The sequence below is a fragment of the Paracoccus sp. Arc7-R13 genome (assembly GCF_004010775.1).
GTDB lineage: Bacteria > Pseudomonadota > Alphaproteobacteria > Rhodobacterales > Rhodobacteraceae > Paracoccus > Paracoccus marcusii.
This window is the reverse complement of sequence record NZ_CP034813.1, coordinates 14,272-36,448: the sequence shown is the minus strand read 5'-3', so window position 1 is coordinate 36,448 and position 22,177 is coordinate 14,272. Positions and strand designations below refer to the sequence as shown.

Genomic DNA, 22,177 nt, shown 5'->3' with positions numbered 1-22,177 from the left:
GATATGCGATCACCCCACCCTGTCGAAACAGATAGGCTGACTGGTCAATCAATTTCAGGCATAAGGTACATAACAACCGGGGACGTTGATTGGTGTTGTTTTAGGTTCTTTCCCCGGTTGTTTATCTGCTCGAACCGGTTTTGTACGCGACGCGTGCGGGACGGGACCGCTGATCGATCCATCCGCGATCACCGCAACGCCCCCTGTCATCATCACGACACTGTGCCGCCCTTCGGGGAACCGGCTGCGATCCCTCCTGTTGAGGTGGAACGCAAACGGGAGATGCATGATGGATGACACACGGGTCTGGAACTTTGAGGAAAGCCTGTGGCGCGCCTCGGAAGGGCGGTACCATGAGCGGGTCGACCCCGAATGCGTGATGGCGCTGAGCCATGCGCCCTATCTGTTTCACGACGAGGCAGCGGTCGAGGCCGTCACCGGCACGCCGGAATGGGACGAGGTCGCCTTTTCGAACCGCCATATCTCTCGTCCCCAAGAGGGCCTGATCGTCGTCGGCTATGAGGTCAAGGCGCAGAAGGGCGACACCACCTTCACCGCCACCTGCACATCCGTCTATCGACAGAAGGCCCATGAGGACTGGACGGTCGTCCAGCACGCGCAGGTCGTGCAGGGGCATGGCGATCAGGCCTGATGACCGGCCAACAGTTCAGGCAGTAGGATCGATCCCGGCAGGAATGCCGGGATTTTCTGTTGGGTTTGAATGGTTCGGGATCAGACCTTTTCCGTAACGCTTTCCTTGTAACGGTCGTGAATGACGCCCCAATGGCCGCGCCGGAGGGCGGACAGGCGACCACCTATTGGCGTCGGGCATCAGGGCGACGATGTCCGTCGAACCTTGGGAGGTGCATCGGATGCCGTCTTGCTCTACTCCCTGCCTAAACGGACCGAAACGGCATGAACCGGCAGCCATCAGATGAGGCAGCATGACTGACACGACGATGTCCTCCATGGCGGATCACCTGGGCATGGTGGCGACGGGGCTGGAATGGATCGTGATCGCGCTGGAGCTGTTCGCGATCGGGATCCTGCTTCTGGGCGTGGCGCGTTTCGCCACGCGCTTCGTGTCGGGTGATGTGATGCACCGCGACGCGCATGACCGCCATCATCAGCTGAACCATGGGCGACTGGCACTTGGCCGGCACATCCTGGCAGGACTGGAGGTGCTGATCGTGGCCGACCTGATCCGCACCATCCTGCATCTCAGTCTGGCGAACATCCTGCTGCTGGGCGCGATCGTGGTCATCAGGTCCTTCATCTCGTTCATGATGGAGTACGAGATGAAGGCGTTGAAGAACGACTGACGGCCCCTGGCGCTGCCTGTTCCGAAGGGGTCAGGCAGCGTCAGGTTCGATCGGCCGTTCCGCCGCCAGTCCGCCTGTCAGATCCCGAAACAGCGCCGTTGCCACCAGATCGTCCAGCGGCATCGACAACTTGCGCCGCCAGTTGGGATATTCGTCCACCGTCGACGGCACGTTGACCGGGTGCAACTCGGCCGCCAGATCCTCCAGACGCACGGCGAACAGGCGCGACGGCGCGCTGGCCAAGTGGCGATGGACGGCGATGGTCAACGCGGTGGGGGCGTCGCTCGGGTCGATCCCCGCCGCGACGTCGGCCGTCAGCAGCCCTGCCGCGACAAGATCGGCCAACAGATCGGCGCGTTCCACCGTGCGCGCATCGCGCTGTTCGGTCGCGGCCGCGTCACTGATGAAGCCGAACCGCTGCCGCAGGGCCACGTCATCACCCTTCCACCAGCCGCGAAACGTCGGCAGGTCATGCGTGGACAGGCAGGCCAGCGCATCGCGCGGATAGTCCGCAGGCGGGATGAAGCCGTCCTCGCGTCGTTCGAAAAAAAAGATGCGATAGGACAGGATGCGGCAGGCCTCCATCACCCCGCGGAAGCCCGGGGGGACGTTGCCCAAGTCCTCTCCGATGATGGTGGTCCGGTTCTGCCGGGATGCCTCGGCCAAAGCGGACAGCATGTCCTCCAGCGGATAGCGGGCATAGGTTCCGTCGGCGGCCCCTGCCCCCTCCGGCATCAGGAACAGCTGCCACAGTCCCATCGCATGATCGATCCGCAGCGCGCCTGCCTGCCGTGTCGCGTGCCGGATCAGGTCGCGGAACGGCGCCGCGCGGGTCGCCGCCATGGCGACAGGAGACAGCGGTGCCAGACCCCAGTCCTGCCCCTGTTCGTTGAAGTAATCGGGCGGTGCCCCGATGCGCACGTCGGGCAGCACGATGTCGCTGCCCCAGCTGCCGGACCCGTCGGCCGCCTCTCCGACGGCGAAATCCAGATAGAGGCCGATCGCCATACCCAGCTCGCGACAGCGGTCGCGCAGGGCCTGAAGTTGCGACTGGCACAGATATTGCAGCCACATGTGAAAGGCGACGTCATCCGCCCGTTCCTGCGCCAGCTGCAGCATGGCATCGCCATCGACATCGCGCCATGCCTTGGGCCAGCCAAGCCAACCCGCGCCGTGACCGGCATCGACCATCGCGGCCGAGGCGACCTCGAACAGCGCATGACGGCGCAGATCGTCGCCGCCTTGGGCCACGAAATCGTCCGGCAGGGTCGCGCCCGCGGACCATATGGCGCGCAAGGCCGACAGCTTGGCCGCGGCTACGCCCGGATAGTCGACCAGTTCCGCGGCGCGCAGATCCTCAAGCACCGCCGCATCGGCCATGTCGGCGCGAAATCCCGGCACCTGATCGACCGCCAGGTACAGCGGGTTCAGGAACCGGCGGTTCGACGGAGAGAACGGGCTGCACCGTGACGGGTCGGCTAGGAACATCGCGTGCAGCGGGTTGAGGCCCAGAAACGCCGCCCCGGCTTGTGCAGCATGACCGGCCAGCACGCGCAGGTCGCCGAAATCGCCGATGCCCCAGTTGCGATCGCTGCGCAGCTGGTACAGCTGCAAGGCGATGCCCCAGTGACGACCCTGCCCGGGCACATGGCATTGCGCACCGGCGGGCGCGGTCAGGCGTGGCTCTGATGCCAAGGGCGGCAGCGTGTCCGCATCGAACGCCTCCAGCAACCCGCGCAAAGTTTCGTCGGGGGCGTCATGCACCGCGCCCCCGACCAGATCGTATTGCGGCTGGATGCCATAGGCGCGGGCGCGGGCATGCAGGTCGCTGCCGTCACCCTGCGCCTGAGGGGCAGAGGTCATGCCTGCACCGGCATCAGCACGATGGTCGCCAGCGGCGGCAGGGTCAGGCTCAGCGACTGGTCGCGGCCATGCCAGACGACGGCTTCGGCATCGCGCACCGCCGCGTTGCCGACACCCGATCCGCCATAGGCCTGATCGTCGCTGTTCAGCACCTCGCGCCAAGCACCGGGAACCGGAACGCCGATCCGGTAACCCTCACGCACGACGGGGGTCAGGTTGCACACCACCACCGCCGGGGGCGCGCCGTCGTCGGACTTGCGCATCCAGACCAGCACACTTTGGGCGCTGTCGCTGCTGTCGATCCATTCGAACCCGTCGGGATCGCAATCCAGCCGGTGCAGCGCGGGCGTGTCACGATACAGCCGGTTCAGGTCCCCGACCAGCGCCTGCACGCCGGAATGCATGGGGTCGTCCAGCAGATGCCAGTCCAGCGACTGGTCGTGGTTCCATTCGTGGTCCTGCGCGAATTCGCAGCCCATGAACAACAGCTTCTTGCCCGGATGGGTCCACATGAAGGCGTAATAGGCCCGCAGGTTCGCGAACTTCTGCCAGCGGTCGCCGGCCATTTGGCGGATCAGCGATCCCTTGCCGTGCACTACCTCGTCATGGCTCAGCGGCAGGACGAAATCCTCGGAGAAGGCATAGACCAGGCCGAAGGTCAGATCGTGCTGATGATACTGCCGATGGATCGGGTCCAGCCGGAAATAGGCCAGCGTGTCGTGCATCCAGCCCATGTTCCACTTGAACGCAAAGCCCAAGCCCCCTTGGTCGACCGGACGGCTGACCATCGGGAAGGCGGTCGATTCCTCGGCAATGGTGACGGCGCCGGGATGGTCGGTGGTGACGCGGGTGTTCACCTCGCGCAGAAAGTCGATGGCCTCCAGGTTCTGGTTGCCGCCATGGCGGTTGGGCACCCATTCGCCGGGCTGGCGCGAATAGTCCAGATACAGCATCGACGCCACCGCATCGACGCGCAGCGCGTCGACATGGAACTTGTCGACCCAGTACAGCGCGCTGGCCTGCAGGAAATTGGCAACCTCGCGGCGGCCGAAGTTGTAGATCAGCGTGTTCCAGTCCTGATGGAACCCCTGGCGCGGATCGGCATGTTCGTACAGCGCCGTGCCGTCGAACTGCGCCAGACCATGTGCGTCGGACGGGAAATGCGCGGGCACCCAGTCCATGATGACGCCGATGCCCACCTGGTGCAGCCGGTCCACCAGCCGCGCGAACGCCTCGGGGGAACCAAAGCGGCTGGTCGGCGCGAACAGGCCCACGGGCTGATAGCCCCATGATCCGGTAAAGGGATGTTCGCCCACCGGCAGGAATTCGACATGGGTAAAGGCCATCTGCTGGACATAGGGCACCAGCAGATCGGCCATCGCGTCATAGTCCAGGATCTCGGCATCGCCGCCCCTGCGCCATGACCCCAGATGCACCTCATAGATCGAGATGGGCGCCTGACGGTCCTGCCGACGCGCGCGTTCGGTCATCCATGCGCCGTCGCGCCAGTCGTGATCGGGCAGCCCGTGGACGACGGACGCGGTTTCTGGCGGCTGCTGATGGGCGAAGCCGACAGGGTCCGCCTTGAGCGGCAGGCGTTCGCCATGCGCGCTGAGGATTTCGTACTTGTAGATCTCGCCGGTCGTCAGGCCGGGGATGAACAGCTCCCAGATGCCGGGGCCAAGACGGCGGCGCATCGGGTGGCGGCGTCCGTCCCATGCGTTGAAATGGCCGACCACGCTGACACGGCGGGCATTGGGTGCCCAGACCGCAAAGGCCACGCCGGCGACGCCCTGATGGGTGACCGGATGGGCGCCCAGCTTGTCGTACAGGCGGCGGTGGCTGCCTTCGGCCAGCAAATATTCATCCATCTCTCCCAGCACGGGGCCAAAGCGATAGGGGTCGTCGACCTGCCATTCATGATCGCCTGCCCGCATCGCCAGTCGATAGTCCCCCTGCGGGGCTGGCCCGCAGAAGAACCCCTCGGGGTGGATGCGTTCCAGCGGAAAGACACCGCCATTGGCCACCGCGCGGACCTCGGCGGCCTGGGGCGCAAAGACGCGCAGCTGCCCGTCATGCGGACCCAGGATCGCGAAGGGATCGTGATGCTGGCCCCGCAGGATCGCCTCGATCCCGGTGGAGGTCAGCCCGTCGGGCAGATATGCGACATCGGTCATGCGTTCTCCTGCGTCAGCAGTTCCAGGATACCGGCCAGCGGGATGCCGACCCAGGCCGGGCGGTTGCCCAGCTCGTATCCGGTCTCGTAGATGGCCTTCTGCAGCAGGAACAAATCCAGCAGTGCATCGGCCGCGGCGCGATCGGATGGCAGGTTCGCGGACCCGTCGACATGCTGGCGATAGCTGTCCAGGAAGGCCGCGCTAGCGGTGCGCCGCCAATCCTCGATCCGCTCCAGCGCCTGTTCGACCGTCGTGCCAAAGCTGGCGCGATGCCGTGCCACGACCGTCATCGCGGCATAATCAAACGACCGCAGCATCCCCGCCACATCGCGCAAGGGCGACGACAGGGCCCGACGTTCGTCCAGCGACCGCGCGGGTTCGCCTTCGAAATCGATGATGGCCACATCGTTCTGCGCCAGCAGGACCTGACCCAGGTGATAGTCGCCATGGACGCGCGACAGCCCGCCGGACGGGGTCAGCTCCGCAACCCGGCGCAGCCGGTCCAGCAACGCGTCGCGCTGCGCCAGCACCTGTTGCGCCAAGGGTGCCGCGTCGTCCGGCAGGTCGGCCTGTTCCAGCCGGGCCAGCATCGCCTCGGCATCGGCGACCGCATCATCGGCCCAACCACGCAGCGTCTTGGCGGTCAGGTCCTGCAGTGCGAAGGCCGGATCGTCGGTGGGCGTCGCCAGGGCGCGGTGCAGCTCGGCGGTCCGCTGTCCCAGCAGGGTGCCGATCGACAGCGGAAAGTCGTATCCATGCCGCACCGGCGCGGCATCGCCCGCCGAGGTCCAGCCGTCGCTTTCGTTCAGTTCCAGCATCAGCGCATCGACGATGCCCGTCCAGGCGTCGCCCCGGTTCGGGACGAAGGCAAAGGCGGCCGCCAGGGTCGTGTCCTGATCACCCTTGTGATCCAGATGGCCCAGATAGCGCGGCGTATGGGCAAAGCCCGCGACCGTGGTCAGGAACTGCGCCACCTCCACATCGGGCTGATGCCCGGTGCGCAGGCGACGATACAGCTTCAGGATGATCTGGTCCGAAAAGGCGATCGACAGGTTCGACTGCTCGACCCCCATCTGGCGCGGAGTGCCGGGTTCAGTGATGGCGCGCAGGGCGTCGGTGCCGTGGAACTGCAGATCGCCTTGGGCCTTTCCCTCGACCATCCCGTCCAGCAGCAGCTGCGGCAGGCGTTCGTCGAAGGCGCCGTCGACCAGCGCGCCAACCCGTGCGGTGTGGCGGATCTTGGCCAGCGTCCAGGACAGCTTGGGCGCACCGGGACGCAGGTTCTCGTCTCCCCACCGGGCTGACAGGGGCAGGAAATAGCTCTGCTCCTCGCCCTCGCCGCCGGGGGTCACGTCCAGCGCGACCATCGCATGTTCGCCCTGCCCCAGATCGCCCAGCTGACGCAGACGGACACGGGCCGGGACGGACTGATCCTTTGCCGCGAACCAGCGCTGCAGCGGCAGCCATTGGGGCAGGACCTCTGCCTGCAGCTGCGCGCCCTCGCGGCCGGCCAGCGCGGTGCTGACCTTGCCGTCGCGGGTGGTCAGCGTCATGAATTCCGGCAGGATGTCGGGCAGCTGTTCGTGCCAGGACGGCATCTCCTCCTCGCCCGACAGGGCAAACCAGAAGAACCCATAGGCCGGCAGCGTCAGCATGTAGGGCAGATCGCCGATCGGCGGAAAGGCCGACCGACCGGTCAGTTCCACCGGCACCATGCCACGGCGGCTGGCCAGGTCCAGCTCGACCGCCTGCGCGCTGTCCGACAGGTTGGCGACGCACAGATAGGCGCGCCCTTCGTGTTCGCGGACATAGGCCAAAATCTTGCGGTTGCGCGGATAAAGCAGCGTCATCTCTCCACGCCCGAAGGCCGGATGCTGGCGGCGCACGGTGATCATCCGGCGCATCCAGTTCAGCAGCGACGACGGGTCGTCCGCCTGTGCCTCGACGTTGATCACCTGGTGGCCATAAACCGCGTCGATGATCGTCGGCAGATACAGCTGCTGCGGCTTGGCCGTGGAAAAGCCCGCATTGCGGTCGCCCGACCACTGCATCGGCGTCCGGACCCCGTCCCGGTCACCCAGATAATAGTTGTCGCCCATCCCGATCTCGTCGCCGTAATAGATGATCGGCGTGCCGGGCATGGACATCAGCAGCGAATTCAGCAATTCGATCTTGCGGCGGTCGTTCTGCATCAGCGGCGCCAAGCGGCGGCGGATGCCCAAATTGATGCGCGCCCGCGTATCGGTGGCATAGGTCTGCCACAGATAGTCGCGCTCCTCGGACGTCACCATCTCCAGCGTCAACTCGTCATGGTTGCGCAGGAAGATGCCCCACTGACAGTTCTCAGGGATCTCGGGTGTCTGGCGGATGATGTCGGTGATGGGGTGTCGGTCGGCCTGCGCCAGCGCCATGTACATGCGCGGCATCAGCGGGAAATGGAAGCCCATGTGGCACTCGTCACCCTCGCCGAAATAGGGGCGGGTGTCCTCGGGCCACTGGTTCGCCTCGGCCAGCAGCATCCGGTCGGGGAAATGCTTGTCCAGATCGGCACGGATGGCCTTCAGGACGTCATGCGTCTCGGGCAGGTTCTCGTTGTTGGTGCCGTCGCGTTCGACCAGATAGGGGATCGCATCCAGGCGCAGCCCGTCCACGCCCATCTCCAGCCACATGCGCATGACCTTGAGAACCTCGGCCAACACCTTGGGGTTGTCGAAGTTCAGGTCGGGCTGGTGCGAATAGAACCGGTGCCAGTAATAGGCGCCCGCGACCGGATCCCAGGTCCAGTTCGACTTTTCCGTGTCCAGAAAGATAATCCGGGTTTCGGGCCATTTTTCGTCCGTGTCGGACCAGACATAGAAGTCGCGCGCCGCCGATCCGGGCTTGGCATGGCGGGCCTTCTGGAACCACGGATGCTGGTCGCTGGTGTGGTTGATGACCAGTTCGGTGATCACGCGGATGCCGCGCCGATGCGCCTCGGTCACGAAGGCCTTGAAGTCGCGCATCGCGCCATAGGACGGATTGATCGACCGATAGTCGGCGATGTCATAGCCGTCGTCGCGCAGGGGCGAGGGATAGAAGGGCAGCAGCCAGATGGCCGTCACGCCTAACTCCTGAACATAGTCCAGCCGCTGCATCAGCCCGGCGAAATCGCCGATGCCGTCGCCGTTCGAGTCCATGAACGCCTTGATGTGCAGCTGATAGATGACCGCATCCTTGTACCAGTCGGCCTGGTCGCGGTCGATGCCGCCGGTCACGGCGAAGGTTGCGCCGTCGCGCTTGGGGTTCGGGATGTTCATGGGCGCGGCGCTCCCGGTGCGATGAGTTGCCAGATGGCATAGGGACGGGTCTGCGGATCAAGATCCAGGGTCTGGGTCTTGCCGTGCCAGGTGAAGCTGTTGCCGTGGATCAGGTCGCGGACCTCGATCGACGCGTCGTCGGGCAGGCCGAATTCCCACAGCGGGACCTCGAACTGGAACACCTGGGTGTTGTGCGGGTCCAGGTTGACGTGGATCAGCACGTAATCGTCCCCGGAACGCTTGCCATAGGCCAGAACCTGGTCGTTATGGGCCATGTGGAAGGTCAGATCGGTGAACTGGCGCAGCGCCGGGTGATCGCGGCGCAGGCGGTTCATCAGGCGGATGTCGTCCTGGATGTTGCCCGGCTGGTCCATGTCCCAGACCCGCAGCTGATACTTCTCGCTGTCCAGATACTCTTCCTTGCCGGGCACGGGCGCGGCTTCGCAGATCTCGAAGCCGCTATAGACGCCGTAATTGCCGCCCAGGGTCGCGGCCAGTGCCAGACGGATGCGAAAGCCGGGTCGGCCGCTGGACTGCAGATAGCGCGGATTGATGTCGGGGGTATTCACGAAGAAGTTCGGGTTCATCACCAGACGGCTGTCGGTCTGCGTCAGCTCGGTCAGGTATTCGGTGATCTCGGCCTTTTCGTTGCGCCAGGTGAAATAGGAATAGGATTGCGAAAACCCGACCTTGGCCAGCCGCTTCATCACCTTGGGCCGGGTGAAGGCCTCGGCCAGAAAGATCACGCCCGGATCGACGCGACGGACCTCGGCGATCATCCACTCCCAGAACGGGAAAGGCTTGGTGTGCGGGTTGTCCACGCGAAAGATGCGCACCCCGTGGTTCACCCAGAACAGCACGATGTCGCGCAGCGCGTACCACAGCCCCGGCAGGGCATCGCGATAGAAATGGACGTTGACGATGTCTTCGTACTTCTTGGGCGGGTTCTCGGCGAACTTGATGGTGCCGTCGGGGCGCCAGTCGAACCATTCCGGGTGTTCCCTGATCCACGGGTGATCCGGCGAGCACTGGATCGCGAAATCCAGCGCGATCTCCAGCCCGTGGTCGCGAGCGGCATCGATCAGGCGGCGGAAATCGTCGAAATCGCCCAGTTCGGGGTGGATCGCATCATGCCCGCCATCCGCGGACCCGATGGCATAGGGGCTGCCGGGATCGTCCGGCCCTGCGGTCAGGCTGTTGTTCGGACCCTTGCGGTTCGTACGCCCGATCGGGTGGATCGGCGGGAAATACAGCACGTCAAAGCCCAGATCGCGCACATAGGGCAGGCGCGCGATCACGTCGTCGAAGGTGCCGTGCCGATCCATGCTGCCCGATTGTGACCGGGGCATCAGTTCATACCACGCGCTGAAGGCCGCGGCCTGCCGGTCGACATGCAAAGGCAGCGTGTCGGACAGCGTCAGGTCGGTCCGAGGTGCAGCGCGGTTCATCAGCGCGGTCACCTGATCATCCGTCAGCGCGACCAGGCGGGTCGCATCACCCTGCGCCGCCAGACCGTCGTCCTGCGCCAGAACCGCCTCCAGCGCGGCCCGGTCGTCGGCGCCGGCGCGGCCCTTGGGGCCCATGGCGGCCTCGATCAGGTGACGGCCCTCGGTCAGTTCCAGCGATATGGCCTGACCCGCGGCATGCTTGGCCAGGATCTCCTTGCGCCATGTCGCGAACAGGTCGCGCCAAGCGGCAAAGCCGATCTGATAGTCCCCCGGCGCGTCGAAGGCGTGACTGGCCTGCCAGCGGTCGTTGATGACGAAGGTCATCGGCACCTCGGCAAAATCATCCTGCCCGACCGGGCGCCACAGCAAAGCGGCGTCGATGATGTCGTGCCCGTCCGAAAAGATGTCCGCCTGGAACAGGTCCGGCTGCCCGGCCACGACCTTTGCCGCAAAGCGCCCGCCATCGACCTGATGGGAAATCCCCTCGATCGCCAGACGCGCGGCGGCAAGGCGCAGCAGGGTCGGATCGGCATCGGCCGTCCGTCGCGGCGATCGCCGGGCGGTGCGGGCCTTGGCGGGGGATGGCGTGGCGGGCTGGTCGTTGGACACGGATATGCCTCCTTGGATCGGACAGGAACAGAACAGGCACCGCCCGTGAATGTTCCGGCAGAAGGCGAAACAAGGGTCGATTTGCCCGCACCAAAGGCAGGAAGGCCGGGCCTTAGTAGGTGCCCGGCGGATCGCTGGCCGGAAAGGATTCGTCCCCGCGTTCATCGACATCGGACCAGTCCGGGGGCGGATCGCGCATCTGGTCGGGCCCTGCGGGACGGATCGCGTCGCCCGCGCCAGGGCCGGATCGGCGCGCCGCGGACCGGACCAGCAGCGCGACCCCCGCAAGGGCCGCGACAAGGGCAAGGGTTCTGGTCATGGCATCCCCCTCAGATGATCGGCTGGCCGCCGGTGACCGCGATGGTCGCCCCGGAGATGTAGCTGGAGGCCGCCTCCGCCAGCATCACATAGGCCGATGCCAGTTCCGCAGGCTGCGCCGGCCGCCCGATGGGATAGTTCTGGCCGAAGGTGGCGACCTTGTCGCCCGGAAAGCTGGCCGGGATCAGCGGCGTCCAGACCGGCCCCGGCGCCACGACATTCGCGCGGATGCCGCGATCGGCCAACATCTGCGCAAGGCCCGCGGTGAAGTTCTGGATCGCGCCCTTGGTCGTGGCATAGGCCAGCAGGTCGGGGCTGGGCTTGTCGGCATTCACCGACGCGGTGTTGATGATCGCGGCCCCCCGGCCCATATGCGCGACCGCAGCCTTGGTCAGATGGAACATCGCGTCGATGTTGGTGGCGAAGGTATAGCGCCACTCCTCGTCGCTGATGTCCTCGATTTTGGCAAAGCTGCGCTGGTGGGCGGCGTTGTTGACCAGGATGTCGATGCGCCCGAACCGATCGGCGGTCTGCGCGATCACGTCGCGACAGTTTTCGGCCTTGGACAGGTCGGTCATGATGACCAGACACTCGCGGCCGGCCTGGCGGACCAGGGCGGCGGTATCCTCCATGTCCCCCTTCTCGTCCAGGCAGACCAGCGTGAGGTCGGCCCCCTCGCGGGCATAGGCGATGGCCACGGCGCGGCCGATGCCGCTGTCGGCGCCGGTGATCAGCGCCACGCGCCCCGTCAGACGGCCGTTGCCCTTCCAGCTGTCCTCGCCGTGATCGGGAACCGGGTCCATCCTGCGGAAGCTGCCGGGCAGGTCCTGTTCCTGTTCGGGAAAGGGCGGATAGGGATAATCGGTCATGCGCGGTCTCCTGTGGCATTCGGGCCCGTCACGGGACGGACCGGTGCCTGCAACCGGCGACAGGGCGCGATGTTCCCGCCCTAGTGGAAATGGCGGGGCAGGTTCCGCGCGATCTCGTGGTCCATCAGGGCGATCATCAAGCCGCGCAGGGTGCCCGTGACGGCATCGCCGCCCTCGATGGCGCGGATCGCCTGCAGCATCACCCGCTCGACCAGGCGTTCGGCCGCGGCGGCGTCCGAGGCGACCAGGCGGACATAGGACAGCATGTCCACCATGACCTCCTGCACCCCGTCCGCGTCCCCGAACCGCAGGCGTTGCGCATGCAGTTGCAGCAGCAGGCTGCGCGTCGGGCTGGGCTTGGCGTGGATGACGGTCTGGCTGAACCGGTCCGGGACGTCCCGCGCGGTATAGCCGGTCAGAAAGACGAACGGCACCTCCTGCAGGCTCAGCTGATCGGCGATGCAGAACGACGTCTGCGCGCCCAAGCGCACGTCCAGGATCGCCGCCTCGGCATCCGCGCTGGTCAGGCTGCACATCGCATCGCCGATGTCCGAAAAGGGACCGATCACGGTGTCGCCAAGATTGCTGATGTCGCGGGACAGCTGTTCGGCGATCAGGAATTCGTCTTCGACCACCAGAATGCGCATGGTCCCCCCCGGATCGCCATCGTCAGGCATGACCCTATCCAATCACGCAAAGACTGCCCATTAAACATACCTTAACGGAAGGACCTGTTTCGGCGAAAAATTGCCCATCGTGCAATATCAGGTTCTGCGCCATCCCAGGCAGCCCGCGGGCAGGCCCCCGCCCGCGACCAGCAGGGCACCCTGTCCGTACAGACGCCATGCGCCGCCGGCGGGCATGTCGACCACCGCCAGGGACAGGGCCGCGTCCTGCCACAGGATGGCTCCGCCTGTTGCGGTCAGGCGGTCGCGGATCTGGGCGTCCGTCAGGTCCTTGCGGAACACGACCGAGGCAACCCGACCGTCGCCGGGCGGCTGTGCGGCCCAGATGCCCATCCCGGCGGTCAGCGCCAGCAGCGCGGCCGTGATGCCCCCGATACGACCTTCGGGACCGCGTGGCCCCATCGCCACGTACAATCCCGCGGCCGCGGGCAGGATGCCGAACCCGATCAGCCAGCCCGCATCCCACAGCAGCGGGGCCGGGCTGTCATCCCGGATGCGGTGGATGCCCAGCACCCAATGCGACAGCACCGCATCGATGCCGTGCCACAGTCCGAACCCGACCGGCAGCATGGCCCACAGCCGGCGGCGCGGATCGGCGCCGATCACCGACCGGTGGCGCCACACCGCCACCAGCCCGACCAGCGCGACCGCGTACATGGCGGCGTGGAAATAGCCGTCCCACAGAATCTGCAGACGCAGGTCGTCCATGCCCGGCACCAGGCTGAGAAGATGGTGCCATTGCAGGATCTGGTGCAGCAGGACCCCGTCGAAAAAGCCGCCCAGGGCAAATCCCAGGGTCACCGCGGGCAGCCACGCCCGCATCACCCGCCCTCCTGCGGGGCGGGGGCCAGGGCACGCCCCTCGGCTGTGCGCAGAACGCTGTGGATGCGGCTGGCGGCGATCTGGGCCTGGCCCATCGCGGTGCCGATCTGGTTCAGCCCGGTCGTCAGATCGCCCGCGGCGAACAGGCCCGGCACCGTCGTCTGCTGATGATCGTCCGTGGGGATCCGGCCATCCGGCGCGGGCGTCAGGCCAAGCCGGGTCGCCAGTCCCGCCTGCGCCACGGCCCCCAGGCCCGACCAGACCGCCTCGACCCGCAGCGGGGGCGCTTTCGGGCGGATCAGCGTGACCCCCGGCCCGGACAGGTCCCAGGTCACGTCCGGCGACGTGTCGACCGCGACGCCCCCATTCGTCAGCCTGCCGTGATCGTCGGGCGACAGTCGCAGCGGCGCGCCAAGCGTCAGCAGGGTGACCTGCCGGGTGTAATGGGACAGGAACAGCGCCTCGGACGCGGCATGGGCATCGGCGCCGATAACGGCCACCGGCCTGTCCGTCGCCTCATAGGCGTCGCAGACGGGACACAGGCGCAGCTGGCCGGCCAGGATCGCGGCGCGGGCATCGGGGATCGGCGGCAGCCGGTCGACGGCCCCGGTGGCTAGGATGACATGCCGTGCGATGTGCAGGCTGCCCGCCAGAACCTCGAACCCGCCATGCGGCAGGGGGTCCAGGCGCACCACGCGCCCCCGGTTGATGGGAACGCCCAGATCGGTCACCTGCTGGCGCATCCGCCCCAGCAGGCGACCGCCCCGGATGCCCGTTGGATAGCCCGGATGGTTCCAGGTCCGCGGGATCAGCGCGGCGCGGCTGGCACCTGCATCGATGACGACCACGCGACGCCGGAACCGGGCCAGATGGATCGCCGCCGTCAGCCCGGCCGGACCCCCGCCGATGATGACGCAGTCCAGCATCACGCTGTCACCTGCGCCGGCGTGACCGGAATTGGACTGTCTCATGATCGCGTCGGCATCCGGCCGGGGATGGGCGTCGCGCAACGACCGATCCGCCGTTCCGTGCGAACGGCTGTCGCCCGGTGCGACCTGTCGCAAGGCGCCGAAAGACTGCGGCGCCCGATTTCAGGTACGGCGGCGACGGATAGGTTGTCGGTCATGGGCGTGTCCTGGAACGAGGGCGTGCCGGCGACCCCAGGGCCACCGACACGGATGCTACATCTGTTCGGTCTGCGCGCCGCTGCCGGTGCGGGCCGGGCCCAGGTCGGGCTGCTGACCCATCGCGGTCGTGGGCTGGGACGTGAACTGGCCCTTGCCGTCGACGGACGGACCCTGCGACCAGCGGCCGTCGACCGGCGCGCTGCCATCCGCCTGGAACCCCAGGAAGGCATAGCTGAACCCGGACTGCTCCTCGGCCTGCGGAAAGCTGTTGGGGATCGGGAAGGCGCCCTGCGCGCCGCCCAACTCCTCAAGTGCGGCCATCCACTGGTTCTGGTGCATCGTGTCCCGCGCGATCAGATAGGACAGCATGTCCTTCATCCCCGGGTCGTCGGTCATGTTGTACAGCCGCACGGCCAACGTGCGCCCGGTGGATTCGGCGGCGATGTTGGCGGTCATGTCCGCGGCGATGTTGCCGCTGGCATAGATGTGGGACATGTCGAAGGGCACGCCGTCGCTGTCCACGGGCATCGCCGACAGACCCGCCGACAGCAGGTTCTTGAGGTTCATGCCGCCCATCACGGCCTCGACCGCCTTGTCGCGGGCGCCCTCCTCCTGCATCGCCAGGGGCGCGCCTTCCAGGTTCAGGGCGACCGCGGTGGCCAGCATCTCGATATGGCCCAGCTCCTCGGCGGCGGTGTTCATCAGCAGGTCGCGGAACCGGGCGTCGCCGCGCGCGCCGCAGGCCTGAAAGAAATACTGCATCGCCACGCGGATCTCTCCCTCGACGCCGCCGATGGCCTGCTGCAGGGCACGGGCAAACAGCGGGTTCGGGGCATCGACGCGGACGGGATATTGCAGCTTGTTGTCGGTATAGAACATGGATCTCTCCGGTTTAGGGGACCGGCGCTGCGCGATGCGGGCCGGTGGGGTCGGGTCAGCCTTGGGCCGCGGCGTTGATGACGGTCTCGGCCAGACCGGTCAGGATCTCGTCGGTGGCCGTCTCCTCCTGCAGGGTCTGGTCCAGCAGGCGCTCGGCATCCGCCAGGCCCAGCCGCGCGGCCCAGGCCTTCAGCGTGCCATAGCGGGCGATCTCGTAATGCTCGACGGCCTGGGCCGCGGCCAGCAGGCCCGCATCCAGCGCGGGGCTGCCCTTGAACTCCTCCATGATCTCCTGTGCCTCGGCGATGATCCCCTCGATCGCGTCGCAAGTCTTGCCGGTCGGGCGCTTGCCCAGGGCATCGAACACCTCGGACAGGCGGTCGTACTGGGCCTGCGTTTCCTGTTCGTGGGTCTGGAAGGCGGCCTTCAGCTCGGGGTCCTGCGCCGCACGCGCCATCTTGCGCAGCGCCGTGCCGATCTTGCGTTCGGCGTAATAGATGTCCTTCAGCGTTTCATGAAACAGCGTGTCCAGTGTCTGTTCGGCCATGGGTGCTCTCCTTGACGTTTTGGGGCCGCTGAACCGGCGGTTGCGGCGAATGTTCCAGCGCGCTGACCGAAAAACTCACAGCGCGATCAGCAGGACGACGGCGATCCCCCCGATCACCGCCAGCGGAATGGCGATGGTGCCCAGCAGCATCATCGCCCCCGACCTGGCGGGGACGCGGTAATAGGCCATGTCGGCGGGCTGGCCGCTTTCGGCGGCGGATTCGTCGATACTGGCGGACGGGGGCGCGGTGCCGTCGGTCCGGGCACCAGGTCGATCGGCGGGTCGATCGGCGGGCTGATCGGCGGGCGACGGGCGTTCGGGATCCTGGGTCATGGGCCTCTCCTGTTGGGGCGGGGCGTGCAACCGGGGCGGGGCCGCGATGTTCCCGCCCATCGTCGCGCCGGGCGGATCGGGTGCCGTCGAACGATGCCCTGGAACAAACCGGCGATCCGCCGGTTGCACGCCCCCAAATCCGGAAAGTCCCACAGAAAGGACCCTCCCATGGCCACCACCGTCGGCACCGAAGACACGATCACAGACCTAGTCACGAACCTGATCCTGCTGGAGCGCGATGCCATCGCCGTTTACGAATCCACGATCTCGCGGCTGTCGGACCCGGCTTTGTCGCAGCAGGTCGAGACGTTCCGCCAGGATCACCTGCAGCATCTCGAGGTGCTGAACCAGATCGCCGCCGAGACGGGCGCCGATGCGCCGGCGGAAGGCGACATGAAACAGATGCTGACCACGGGCAAGATCGCCCTGGCCGAACTGATGGGCGACGGCACGATCCTCAAGGCCATGCGCACCAATGAGGAAGACACCGTCACCGCCTATGAACGCGCGTCGAGCCACCCCTCGGCGCTTCCCAAGACGCTGGCCTTCTTCCAGAAGGCTTTGGCGGACGAACGTCGGCACCGCGACTGGATGCAGCGGACCGCCGACATGCTGTGAAGGACGCCCAACTCCCCCGGGTCGTCCTTCGGGACCGGCGCTGTGCCCGAGCGCCGGTCCTTTTTTCGTCTCACGCAGGCGTGCGGGAACATCTGCGGTTGGCCCCGGTTGGGACCGTCCAAGCGCATGACCACGGCGCATCATCATCTCCGGAGGAGACATCATGACCTGGACATTGACACAGACCAGCCGCGCGGCCCTTGTCGCGGCGACCCTTGCCTTGGCACTGCCGGGCGCGGCCCTGGCCCAGACCACCGCACCCGACAGCGCAGGCGGCGGCGCGGCGGCGGACGGTGCCGTCCTGGGCGGCGCCGGGGCCCCGATGACCGGCACCGAGGATGCCGGGGCCGAAGGCTCCAGCACCGCCGACATGAGCACCACGACCGGCAGCGGTCAGAATACGGGATCGGCCGCGCAATCGGGCGGTTCGGCCGACATGTCGCTGACCTATGAACGCGTCGTGGCCGACCTGCAGTCGGGCCGCGACTACGGCGACCAGCTGGAGGGGATGGATGCGGACACGACCGTCACCGTCATGGGCCTCAGCGAGTTGGAACAGGTGGGCGGCGGCGCGGTCTCGACCGCCGAGGAGGGCACGCCTCCGATGACCGGCGGCCAGACCACGATCGACACGAACGGCTCGGCGGCGATGCAGTCGGACACCACCTCGGGCGCCTCGGCCGGTGGCGCGGCAGATGCCCCTGCAGGCATCGCGGACGGGATGGCGACCGGAGGCGGAACCCAGACCAGTGCCGTGACCGAAAGCACGCCGGGCGATATCGACGCAGCGCTGGAGCAGGCCCAGGACAACCTGACCACCCTGCGGGAAACCCTGTCGGAAAACCAGGCCGTCACCGACGCGCTGGAGGCCACCGATCACACCACCGACGACGTGATCGCCCTACATCGCGATGGTCAGGAACTGACAGTGATCGTGGACGACCGCGACGAATGACGATCAGTGCGGGGCCCGATCATCGGGCCCCCTTTACCAGGCGCAAGGACATTACGCGATGTCATCGAAACTGCGGTCGTTGACTGGGCCTGACGCATGCGGACGCTTCAGAACTCCGGTTCCAACGCTCGTTTCAGCATCGTCCGCGCCCGGTTCACGCGGCTCTTGATGGTGCCGATGTCGCATTCCAGAATCTCGGCCGCGCGGATATAGCTTTCGCCCAGGACCGACACCAGAACGATGGCCTCGCGGTAATGGACGGGGATCCGGCCCAGCTGGTCCCACATCTCCTGATGGCGCAGGTGCCATTCCTGCGTGGCTTGCGATATCGGCTTGTCGGACACGCAATCGTCGGACCCGGTGCGTTCGCGGGCCGACTTGCGGACGTTGGTATAGAAACGGTTGCGCATGATCGTGAAAAGCCAGGCCCGCATATGGGTGCCCGGCTGGTACTTGTCGGCATGTTCGATGGCCCGCAACAGGGTCTCTTGGACCAGATCGTCGGGATCCTCCTGTCGCCCGCACAACGAGCGCGCATAGGCGCGCAGGGCAGGAATGTGGTGAAGTACATTGTCGGACATGGTCGGCTACGCTTGTTCCCAAAGCAGAACGCTGAACAAATGCGTACATACCGATCTGGTTCCGAAAACGTGATCGGCCGGCCGTTTCCCGCCTGTTTCGGCGATGCGCGCGTCTTCGGGAACATCCCAACGGTTTGCAGGTTCAGCGGACGGACATCACGGGGGTGCCTGCGCCGTTTTCTCAACGATGCGTGACCGTCGGGGACGAATTCGCGGTGCCACGGCAAATGTGAACTGTCACCGACCCCGCGCCGTGGTATCTGCTGAAGGCAATGGAAGACGTGTTTGGCAGGCCGCCAGGCACTTTTGAGGTTACGATGAGCAAGACGGATCCCCGCCCGCCCCAGGACGAAATGGACGACAGTATGAAGGAACTGCTGATCGAGATGGAAAAGGTGGCCGTGCCGCCCCGGCTGCAGGAACTGGCACGCCGTCTTGAGGCCGCCATCGCGGCGTCCAAGGCGCGCCGGGACGGCTAGCCCCCGATCACGCCGCGCCGGGCCGACCGGATGCGGCATTGCGGCCCGAACACGCGGGTCCGGCGCGTCGCGTCGGCCAGGGCCATCACCGCGTCGATGCAGGCATCGCCGATGATCGGCTTGACGAAATGCGGCACCGCGTCAAAGCGTTCGGGCATGTTCTCCCTTTCGAAACCGGTCACGAAGATGAAGGGCACCCCCTGTTCCGCCAGCGCGTCGGCCAAGGGAAAGGCCAGCTGGGTGCGCAGCTGGACGTCCAGGATCGCGGCATGCGGACGCCTCCGGGCGGACATCAGCGCGACGGCCAAGGGGATCGACCCGTTGGACCCAGAACCGTCGCCCCGCGGTCGCGGACCTCAGTCGCCAGGTGCCGCGCGGCCCAATAGTCGTCCTCCACGATCAGTATCCTGCAGGTCATGGCCGTTCCTTTCGTTCCGCACGGGCGGCGCAACCGGCAAGTCGGGACCATGTTCCTGACGGTGCGGAACAAACCGCCCCGATCGCGGTTCAGCCCGCCACGAAGGCCCGATCCGTCGATGGTGCATTGCCGGGGACAAAGTTTTGCAACGATTGCCCCAAGCCGTCGTTGGGCCTGCAAGAGGACGATGATGGTACAATACGACCGGCTTGCCGCCCGCATCCTGATGATCTGCCCGCCCTATCCAAGCCATCGCCAGGCCTTCGCCGCGCTGGCCGAGGAGCTTCGTGCCCGCGGCCACCATGTCCGCTTTCTGGCCGGCGACACGGTCCGCTCCAGGCCCTGCCTGCCGCCCGACGACCGCCCCCATTCCGCGCGCCTGCACGGAGAGATCGCCGCGGGCGCCGCGCGCACGCAGATGCTCTGCCGGCATGGTCCGGCGGCCATCGCCGCCTATCGGCCCGACCTGATCCTGGGCGACCAGACAGAGCCGGCGGCGGGCCTGCTGTCGCGCCACATGCGCATCCCGATGGTGTCGATCGCCTGCGCCCTGCCCTTCGACGACGAACCCGGCGTGCCGATCCCGTTCCTGGGCTGGCGCCCCGACCACAGCGAACGGGGGATCGAACGGCTGCGGACCGCGCGGCGGATCGCGCAATGGGTGATGCGGCGGCAGTCGCGGGTGATCCAGACCATCGCCCTGGACTGGGACCTTGGGCCGCTGCGCGATTTCACCGATTGCGTGTCGCCCCTGATAACGCTGGCTCAGGCCGTGCCGGGGTTCGACCACCCCCGTCCCGTGACCGGCGGGCGGGTGCGCCACATGGGCCTGTTCCGCGCCCCCGTCGCCGAGCCGCTGCCCTGCGACATCCGCCCCGACCCGGATCGACCGCTGGTCTATGTCAGCCTGGGCACGCTGCAGGGGCACCGGCACCGCCTGCTGGCGCGGATCGCGCGGGCCTGTCGCCGGGCCGGGGCGCAGGTGCTTGTCTCGCTTGGCGGCCAGTCGGCCGAGGGCGCGCGCGACATCCCCGCGGATTGGGTCCGCAGCTTTGTCCCGCAGCGCGCGATCCTGGAACGCGCGCAGGTCTGCGTGACCCATGCAGGCATGAACACGGTCATGGAGTGCCTGGAACAGGGCGTGCCGATGCTGGCCCTGCCCTTGACGAACGATCAGCCGGGCGTCGCCGCCCGCATCGCCCGGACCGGAACCGGCCTGCGCCTGTCGCCCCGTTGGGCGTCCGAGGCACGCATCCACGATGCGCTGTGCCGTCTGCTGGACGACCCGTCGTTTCGGGCGAACGCCCACGGCTTTGCGCAGGACGCGCCGCATTGGCCGCGCGCCGCGGGGGCCGCAGACGCGATCGAAGGCGTGCTGGGCCGGCGCCCGACCCTGGTCACAGCGCCTGTTGCAGCGCGCGAATGGCAGCGATGAGGAAACCGTCCTGAATCCACAGGGACAGCGCGATCTCTGTCCCGACCGCCAGGGCCAGCACAACCCGCGCCGATGCGACCCGCGCGAACAACGCCCCTGCGACCGCGCAGGCCGTGTCGGCGAATGCGTTCAGGCGACTGTCGCCGTGATAGGCCAATGGGTCCGCCGCGTCATAGCCGAACAGGCGGATGCTGACGGGCAGGTTCTCGATCACCTCCCAGGTCGTGCTGCTGGCGACGACGACGGCCAGCAGCGCCCAGAGGCCCAGATCGGGCCGCAGCCGCGTGACCAGCAGGACCAGCAGCGCGCCCGTCACCGCATGCAGCAGGGAATAGGGGTCCAGCAGGGTCTGGGAATTCAGCGCCGGATCGCCGGGCATCGCCCAGATCCGGCCGCAGTCGCAGCCCCAGGGACGTTCCAGCGCCGCAAAGACCGCCAGCTTGACGGCGGTCGCGATGACGATCACCGCGACCGCCCGTGCGGCCTGTCGCGACCCCTGATCGTCGGAGGTCGCGGCCGCGTCGGGATGCGCCGTCACGTCAGGATTTGGACGGGGTTTCGTCGGCGGACGGCTTGTCCATCTTGGCCGGGTTCATCACGTCGAACTCCTTGGGGTCGTGGGGTACCCCCTGGCCCTGGCCCTGGCCGTTCGGGCGGGGCACGACGGGGTCGGATTTCTTCTTGTCGTCCATGGCGCGGTCCTTTCGTCGGTCATGTCCGCATCAACATCCCGCCGCGGGCGATGTTCCGTCCGGATCGCAGGCTTTGCGCCATGACCCCTATCGCGATGCGGGGCATCCGGTGCACCATGGCCCGACTGACAGGAGGAACCCCATGTCCAAACGCGCCATTCTGGTCGTCGATCTGCAGAACGAATACTGGCCCGACGGCAACCTTCCCCTTCACGGGATCGAGGCTGCCGCCCACAACGCCGCCCGCGTGATCGCCCATGCCCGTTCCAGGGGCGATCTGGTCGTGAACATCCGCCACGAGATTCCCGGCGGCCCGATCTTCGTCCCCGGCAGCGCGGGCGCCCGGATCAACGACGTCGTGGCCCCCGCCCAGGATGAGGCGGTCATCACCAAGAACCACCCCAACTCGTTCCGCGAGACCGGGCTCAAGGATCTGCTGGACGAACACGGCGTCCGCGACGTGGTCGTCGTCGGCGCCATGAGCCACATGTGCATCGACGCGACCACGCGCGCCGCCAACGACCACGGCTTTGCCACCACCACGATCCACGATGCCTGCGCGACCCGCGACATCGAGTTCGGTGGACAGACCGCCCCCGCGGCGCATGTCCACACCGCGATCATGGGCGCGCTGGCGTTTCTCTATGGCGATGTCATCAGCACCCAGGATTTCCTGAAGACCTGACGGCCCCGGCCCGATGCG

24 protein-coding genes are annotated in these 22,177 nt (G+C 66.9%); 7 read left to right on the top strand and 17 right to left on the bottom strand.

Annotation, left to right across the window (positions count from 1 at the left end):
- The first annotated feature begins 286 nt into the window (after positions 1-286).
- Positions 287-652 carry a hypothetical protein gene (locus tag EOJ32_RS17945; protein ID WP_204245720.1) on the top strand — a complete coding sequence of 122 codons (366 nt, stop codon included), beginning with the start codon at positions 287-289 and terminating at the stop codon, positions 650-652.
- A 292-nt stretch (positions 653-944) separates the two neighbouring features.
- Positions 945-1,322, top strand: a complete 378-nt coding sequence (locus EOJ32_RS17940) for a DUF1622 domain-containing protein (protein ID WP_045981824.1) — start codon at positions 945-947, stop codon at positions 1,320-1,322.
- 30 nt (positions 1,323-1,352) lie between these two features.
- Here the strand turns inward: EOJ32_RS17940 and malQ are convergent, their stop codons facing one another.
- From malQ to EOJ32_RS17880, 12 genes are all read right to left on the bottom strand, one after another.
- Complete coding sequence (gene malQ, locus EOJ32_RS17935; protein ID WP_127899730.1) at positions 1,353-3,185, bottom strand: 4-alpha-glucanotransferase; 1,833 nt, start codon at positions 3,183-3,185, stop codon at positions 1,353-1,355.
- A complete protein-coding gene (gene glgB / locus EOJ32_RS17930) occupies positions 3,182-5,362 on the bottom strand; it encodes a 1,4-alpha-glucan branching protein GlgB (protein ID WP_127899729.1) in 2,181 nt (726 codons plus the stop codon). The genes malQ and glgB overlap by 4 nt, the downstream gene beginning before the upstream one ends.
- Positions 5,359-8,658, bottom strand: coding sequence for a maltose alpha-D-glucosyltransferase (gene treS, locus EOJ32_RS17925; protein WP_127899728.1), 3,300 nt, complete (start codon positions 8,656-8,658; stop codon positions 5,359-5,361). The genes glgB and treS overlap by 4 nt, the downstream gene beginning before the upstream one ends.
- Positions 8,655-10,715, bottom strand: coding sequence for an alpha-1,4-glucan--maltose-1-phosphate maltosyltransferase (locus EOJ32_RS17920; protein ID WP_371706300.1), 2,061 nt, complete (start codon positions 10,713-10,715; stop codon positions 8,655-8,657). The genes treS and EOJ32_RS17920 overlap by 4 nt, the downstream gene beginning before the upstream one ends.
- A 112-nt stretch (positions 10,716-10,827) precedes the next feature.
- Positions 10,828-11,034, bottom strand: a complete 207-nt coding sequence (locus tag EOJ32_RS17915) for a hypothetical protein (RefSeq protein ID WP_127899727.1) — start codon at positions 11,032-11,034, stop codon at positions 10,828-10,830.
- A gap of 10 nt (positions 11,035-11,044) precedes the next feature.
- Positions 11,045-11,902 (bottom strand): SDR family oxidoreductase, encoded by an 858-nt coding sequence (locus EOJ32_RS17910; protein WP_127899726.1) that lies wholly within the window; start codon positions 11,900-11,902, stop codon positions 11,045-11,047.
- An 80-nt stretch (positions 11,903-11,982) separates the two neighbouring features.
- Positions 11,983-12,579: a response regulator gene (locus EOJ32_RS17905; RefSeq protein WP_127899725.1), complete on the bottom strand. Its 597-nt coding sequence runs from the start codon at positions 12,577-12,579 to the stop codon at positions 11,983-11,985.
- 87 nt (positions 12,580-12,666) lie between these two features.
- On the bottom strand, positions 12,667-13,410 hold the full coding sequence (locus tag EOJ32_RS17900; RefSeq protein WP_127899724.1) for a DUF2243 domain-containing protein: 744 nt from the start codon (positions 13,408-13,410) through the stop codon (positions 12,667-12,669).
- Entirely contained in the window at positions 13,410-14,381 is a 972-nt protein-coding gene (locus EOJ32_RS17895) for an NAD(P)/FAD-dependent oxidoreductase (RefSeq protein ID WP_127899723.1), read from the bottom strand. The genes EOJ32_RS17900 and EOJ32_RS17895 overlap by 1 nt, the downstream gene beginning before the upstream one ends.
- A 210-nt stretch (positions 14,382-14,591) precedes the next feature.
- The gene (locus tag EOJ32_RS17890) at positions 14,592-15,416 is read right to left on the bottom strand and encodes a manganese catalase family protein (protein ID WP_127899722.1); all 825 of its coding nucleotides are present in this window, start codon (positions 15,414-15,416) and stop codon (positions 14,592-14,594) included.
- Between the two features lie 55 nt (positions 15,417-15,471).
- On the bottom strand, positions 15,472-15,963 hold the full coding sequence (locus EOJ32_RS17885; RefSeq protein ID WP_127899721.1) for a ferritin-like domain-containing protein: 492 nt from the start codon (positions 15,961-15,963) through the stop codon (positions 15,472-15,474).
- Positions 15,964-16,038: 75 nt separating this feature from the next.
- Positions 16,039-16,296, bottom strand: coding sequence for a hypothetical protein (locus tag EOJ32_RS17880; protein WP_127899720.1), 258 nt, complete (start codon positions 16,294-16,296; stop codon positions 16,039-16,041).
- 168 nt (positions 16,297-16,464) lie between these two features.
- Between EOJ32_RS17880 and EOJ32_RS17875 the strand changes: the two genes are divergently transcribed.
- A complete protein-coding gene (locus tag EOJ32_RS17875; protein ID WP_127899719.1) occupies positions 16,465-16,914 on the top strand; it encodes a DUF892 family protein in 450 nt (149 codons plus the stop codon).
- 163 nt (positions 16,915-17,077) lie between these two features.
- Positions 17,078-17,869: a hypothetical protein gene (locus EOJ32_RS17870; protein WP_127899718.1), complete on the top strand. Its 792-nt coding sequence runs from the start codon at positions 17,078-17,080 to the stop codon at positions 17,867-17,869.
- A 107-nt stretch (positions 17,870-17,976) separates the two neighbouring features.
- On the opposite strand, the gene EOJ32_RS17865 is transcribed toward EOJ32_RS17870, so the two are convergent.
- Complete coding sequence (locus tag EOJ32_RS17865; RefSeq protein WP_127899717.1) at positions 17,977-18,450, bottom strand: sigma-70 family RNA polymerase sigma factor; 474 nt, start codon at positions 18,448-18,450, stop codon at positions 17,977-17,979.
- Positions 18,451-18,767: 317 nt separating this feature from the next.
- Between EOJ32_RS17865 and EOJ32_RS20200 the strand changes: the two genes are divergently transcribed.
- Positions 18,768-18,929 (top strand): hypothetical protein, encoded by a 162-nt coding sequence (locus EOJ32_RS20200; RefSeq protein ID WP_157001366.1) that lies wholly within the window; start codon positions 18,768-18,770, stop codon positions 18,927-18,929.
- Here EOJ32_RS20200 and EOJ32_RS17860 read toward each other — a convergent pair.
- Together EOJ32_RS17860 and EOJ32_RS20550 are read right to left on the bottom strand one after the other, a co-directional pair.
- The gene (locus EOJ32_RS17860) at positions 18,926-19,237 is read right to left on the bottom strand and encodes a hypothetical protein (RefSeq protein ID WP_127899716.1); all 312 of its coding nucleotides are present in this window, start codon (positions 19,235-19,237) and stop codon (positions 18,926-18,928) included. The two genes, EOJ32_RS20200 and EOJ32_RS17860, sit on opposite strands and share 4 nt — an antisense overlap.
- Positions 19,222-19,347, bottom strand: coding sequence for a hypothetical protein (locus EOJ32_RS20550; RefSeq protein WP_256370519.1), 126 nt, complete (start codon positions 19,345-19,347; stop codon positions 19,222-19,224). The genes EOJ32_RS17860 and EOJ32_RS20550 overlap by 16 nt, the downstream gene beginning before the upstream one ends.
- 187 nt (positions 19,348-19,534) lie before the next feature.
- Here EOJ32_RS20550 and EOJ32_RS17855 point away from each other — a divergent pair, with 187 nt between their 5' ends.
- A complete protein-coding gene (locus EOJ32_RS17855) occupies positions 19,535-20,782 on the top strand; it encodes a glycosyltransferase (RefSeq protein ID WP_127899715.1) in 1,248 nt (415 codons plus the stop codon).
- Here the strand turns inward: EOJ32_RS17855 and EOJ32_RS17850 are convergent.
- Both EOJ32_RS17850 and EOJ32_RS20195 read right to left on the bottom strand, forming a co-directional pair.
- On the bottom strand, positions 20,745-21,320 hold the full coding sequence (locus tag EOJ32_RS17850) for a DUF2585 family protein (RefSeq protein ID WP_127899714.1): 576 nt from the start codon (positions 21,318-21,320) through the stop codon (positions 20,745-20,747). The two genes, EOJ32_RS17855 and EOJ32_RS17850, sit on opposite strands and share 38 nt — an antisense overlap.
- Before the next feature lies 1 nt (position 21,321).
- On the bottom strand, positions 21,322-21,474 hold the full coding sequence (locus tag EOJ32_RS20195; RefSeq protein ID WP_164871505.1) for a hypothetical protein: 153 nt from the start codon (positions 21,472-21,474) through the stop codon (positions 21,322-21,324).
- A 142-nt stretch (positions 21,475-21,616) separates the two neighbouring features.
- On the opposite strand from EOJ32_RS20195, the gene EOJ32_RS17845 reads away from it, so the two are divergent.
- Positions 21,617-22,159 (top strand): cysteine hydrolase family protein, encoded by a 543-nt coding sequence (locus EOJ32_RS17845; protein ID WP_045981838.1) that lies wholly within the window; start codon positions 21,617-21,619, stop codon positions 22,157-22,159.
- The last annotated feature ends 18 nt before the right edge of the window (positions 22,160-22,177 follow it).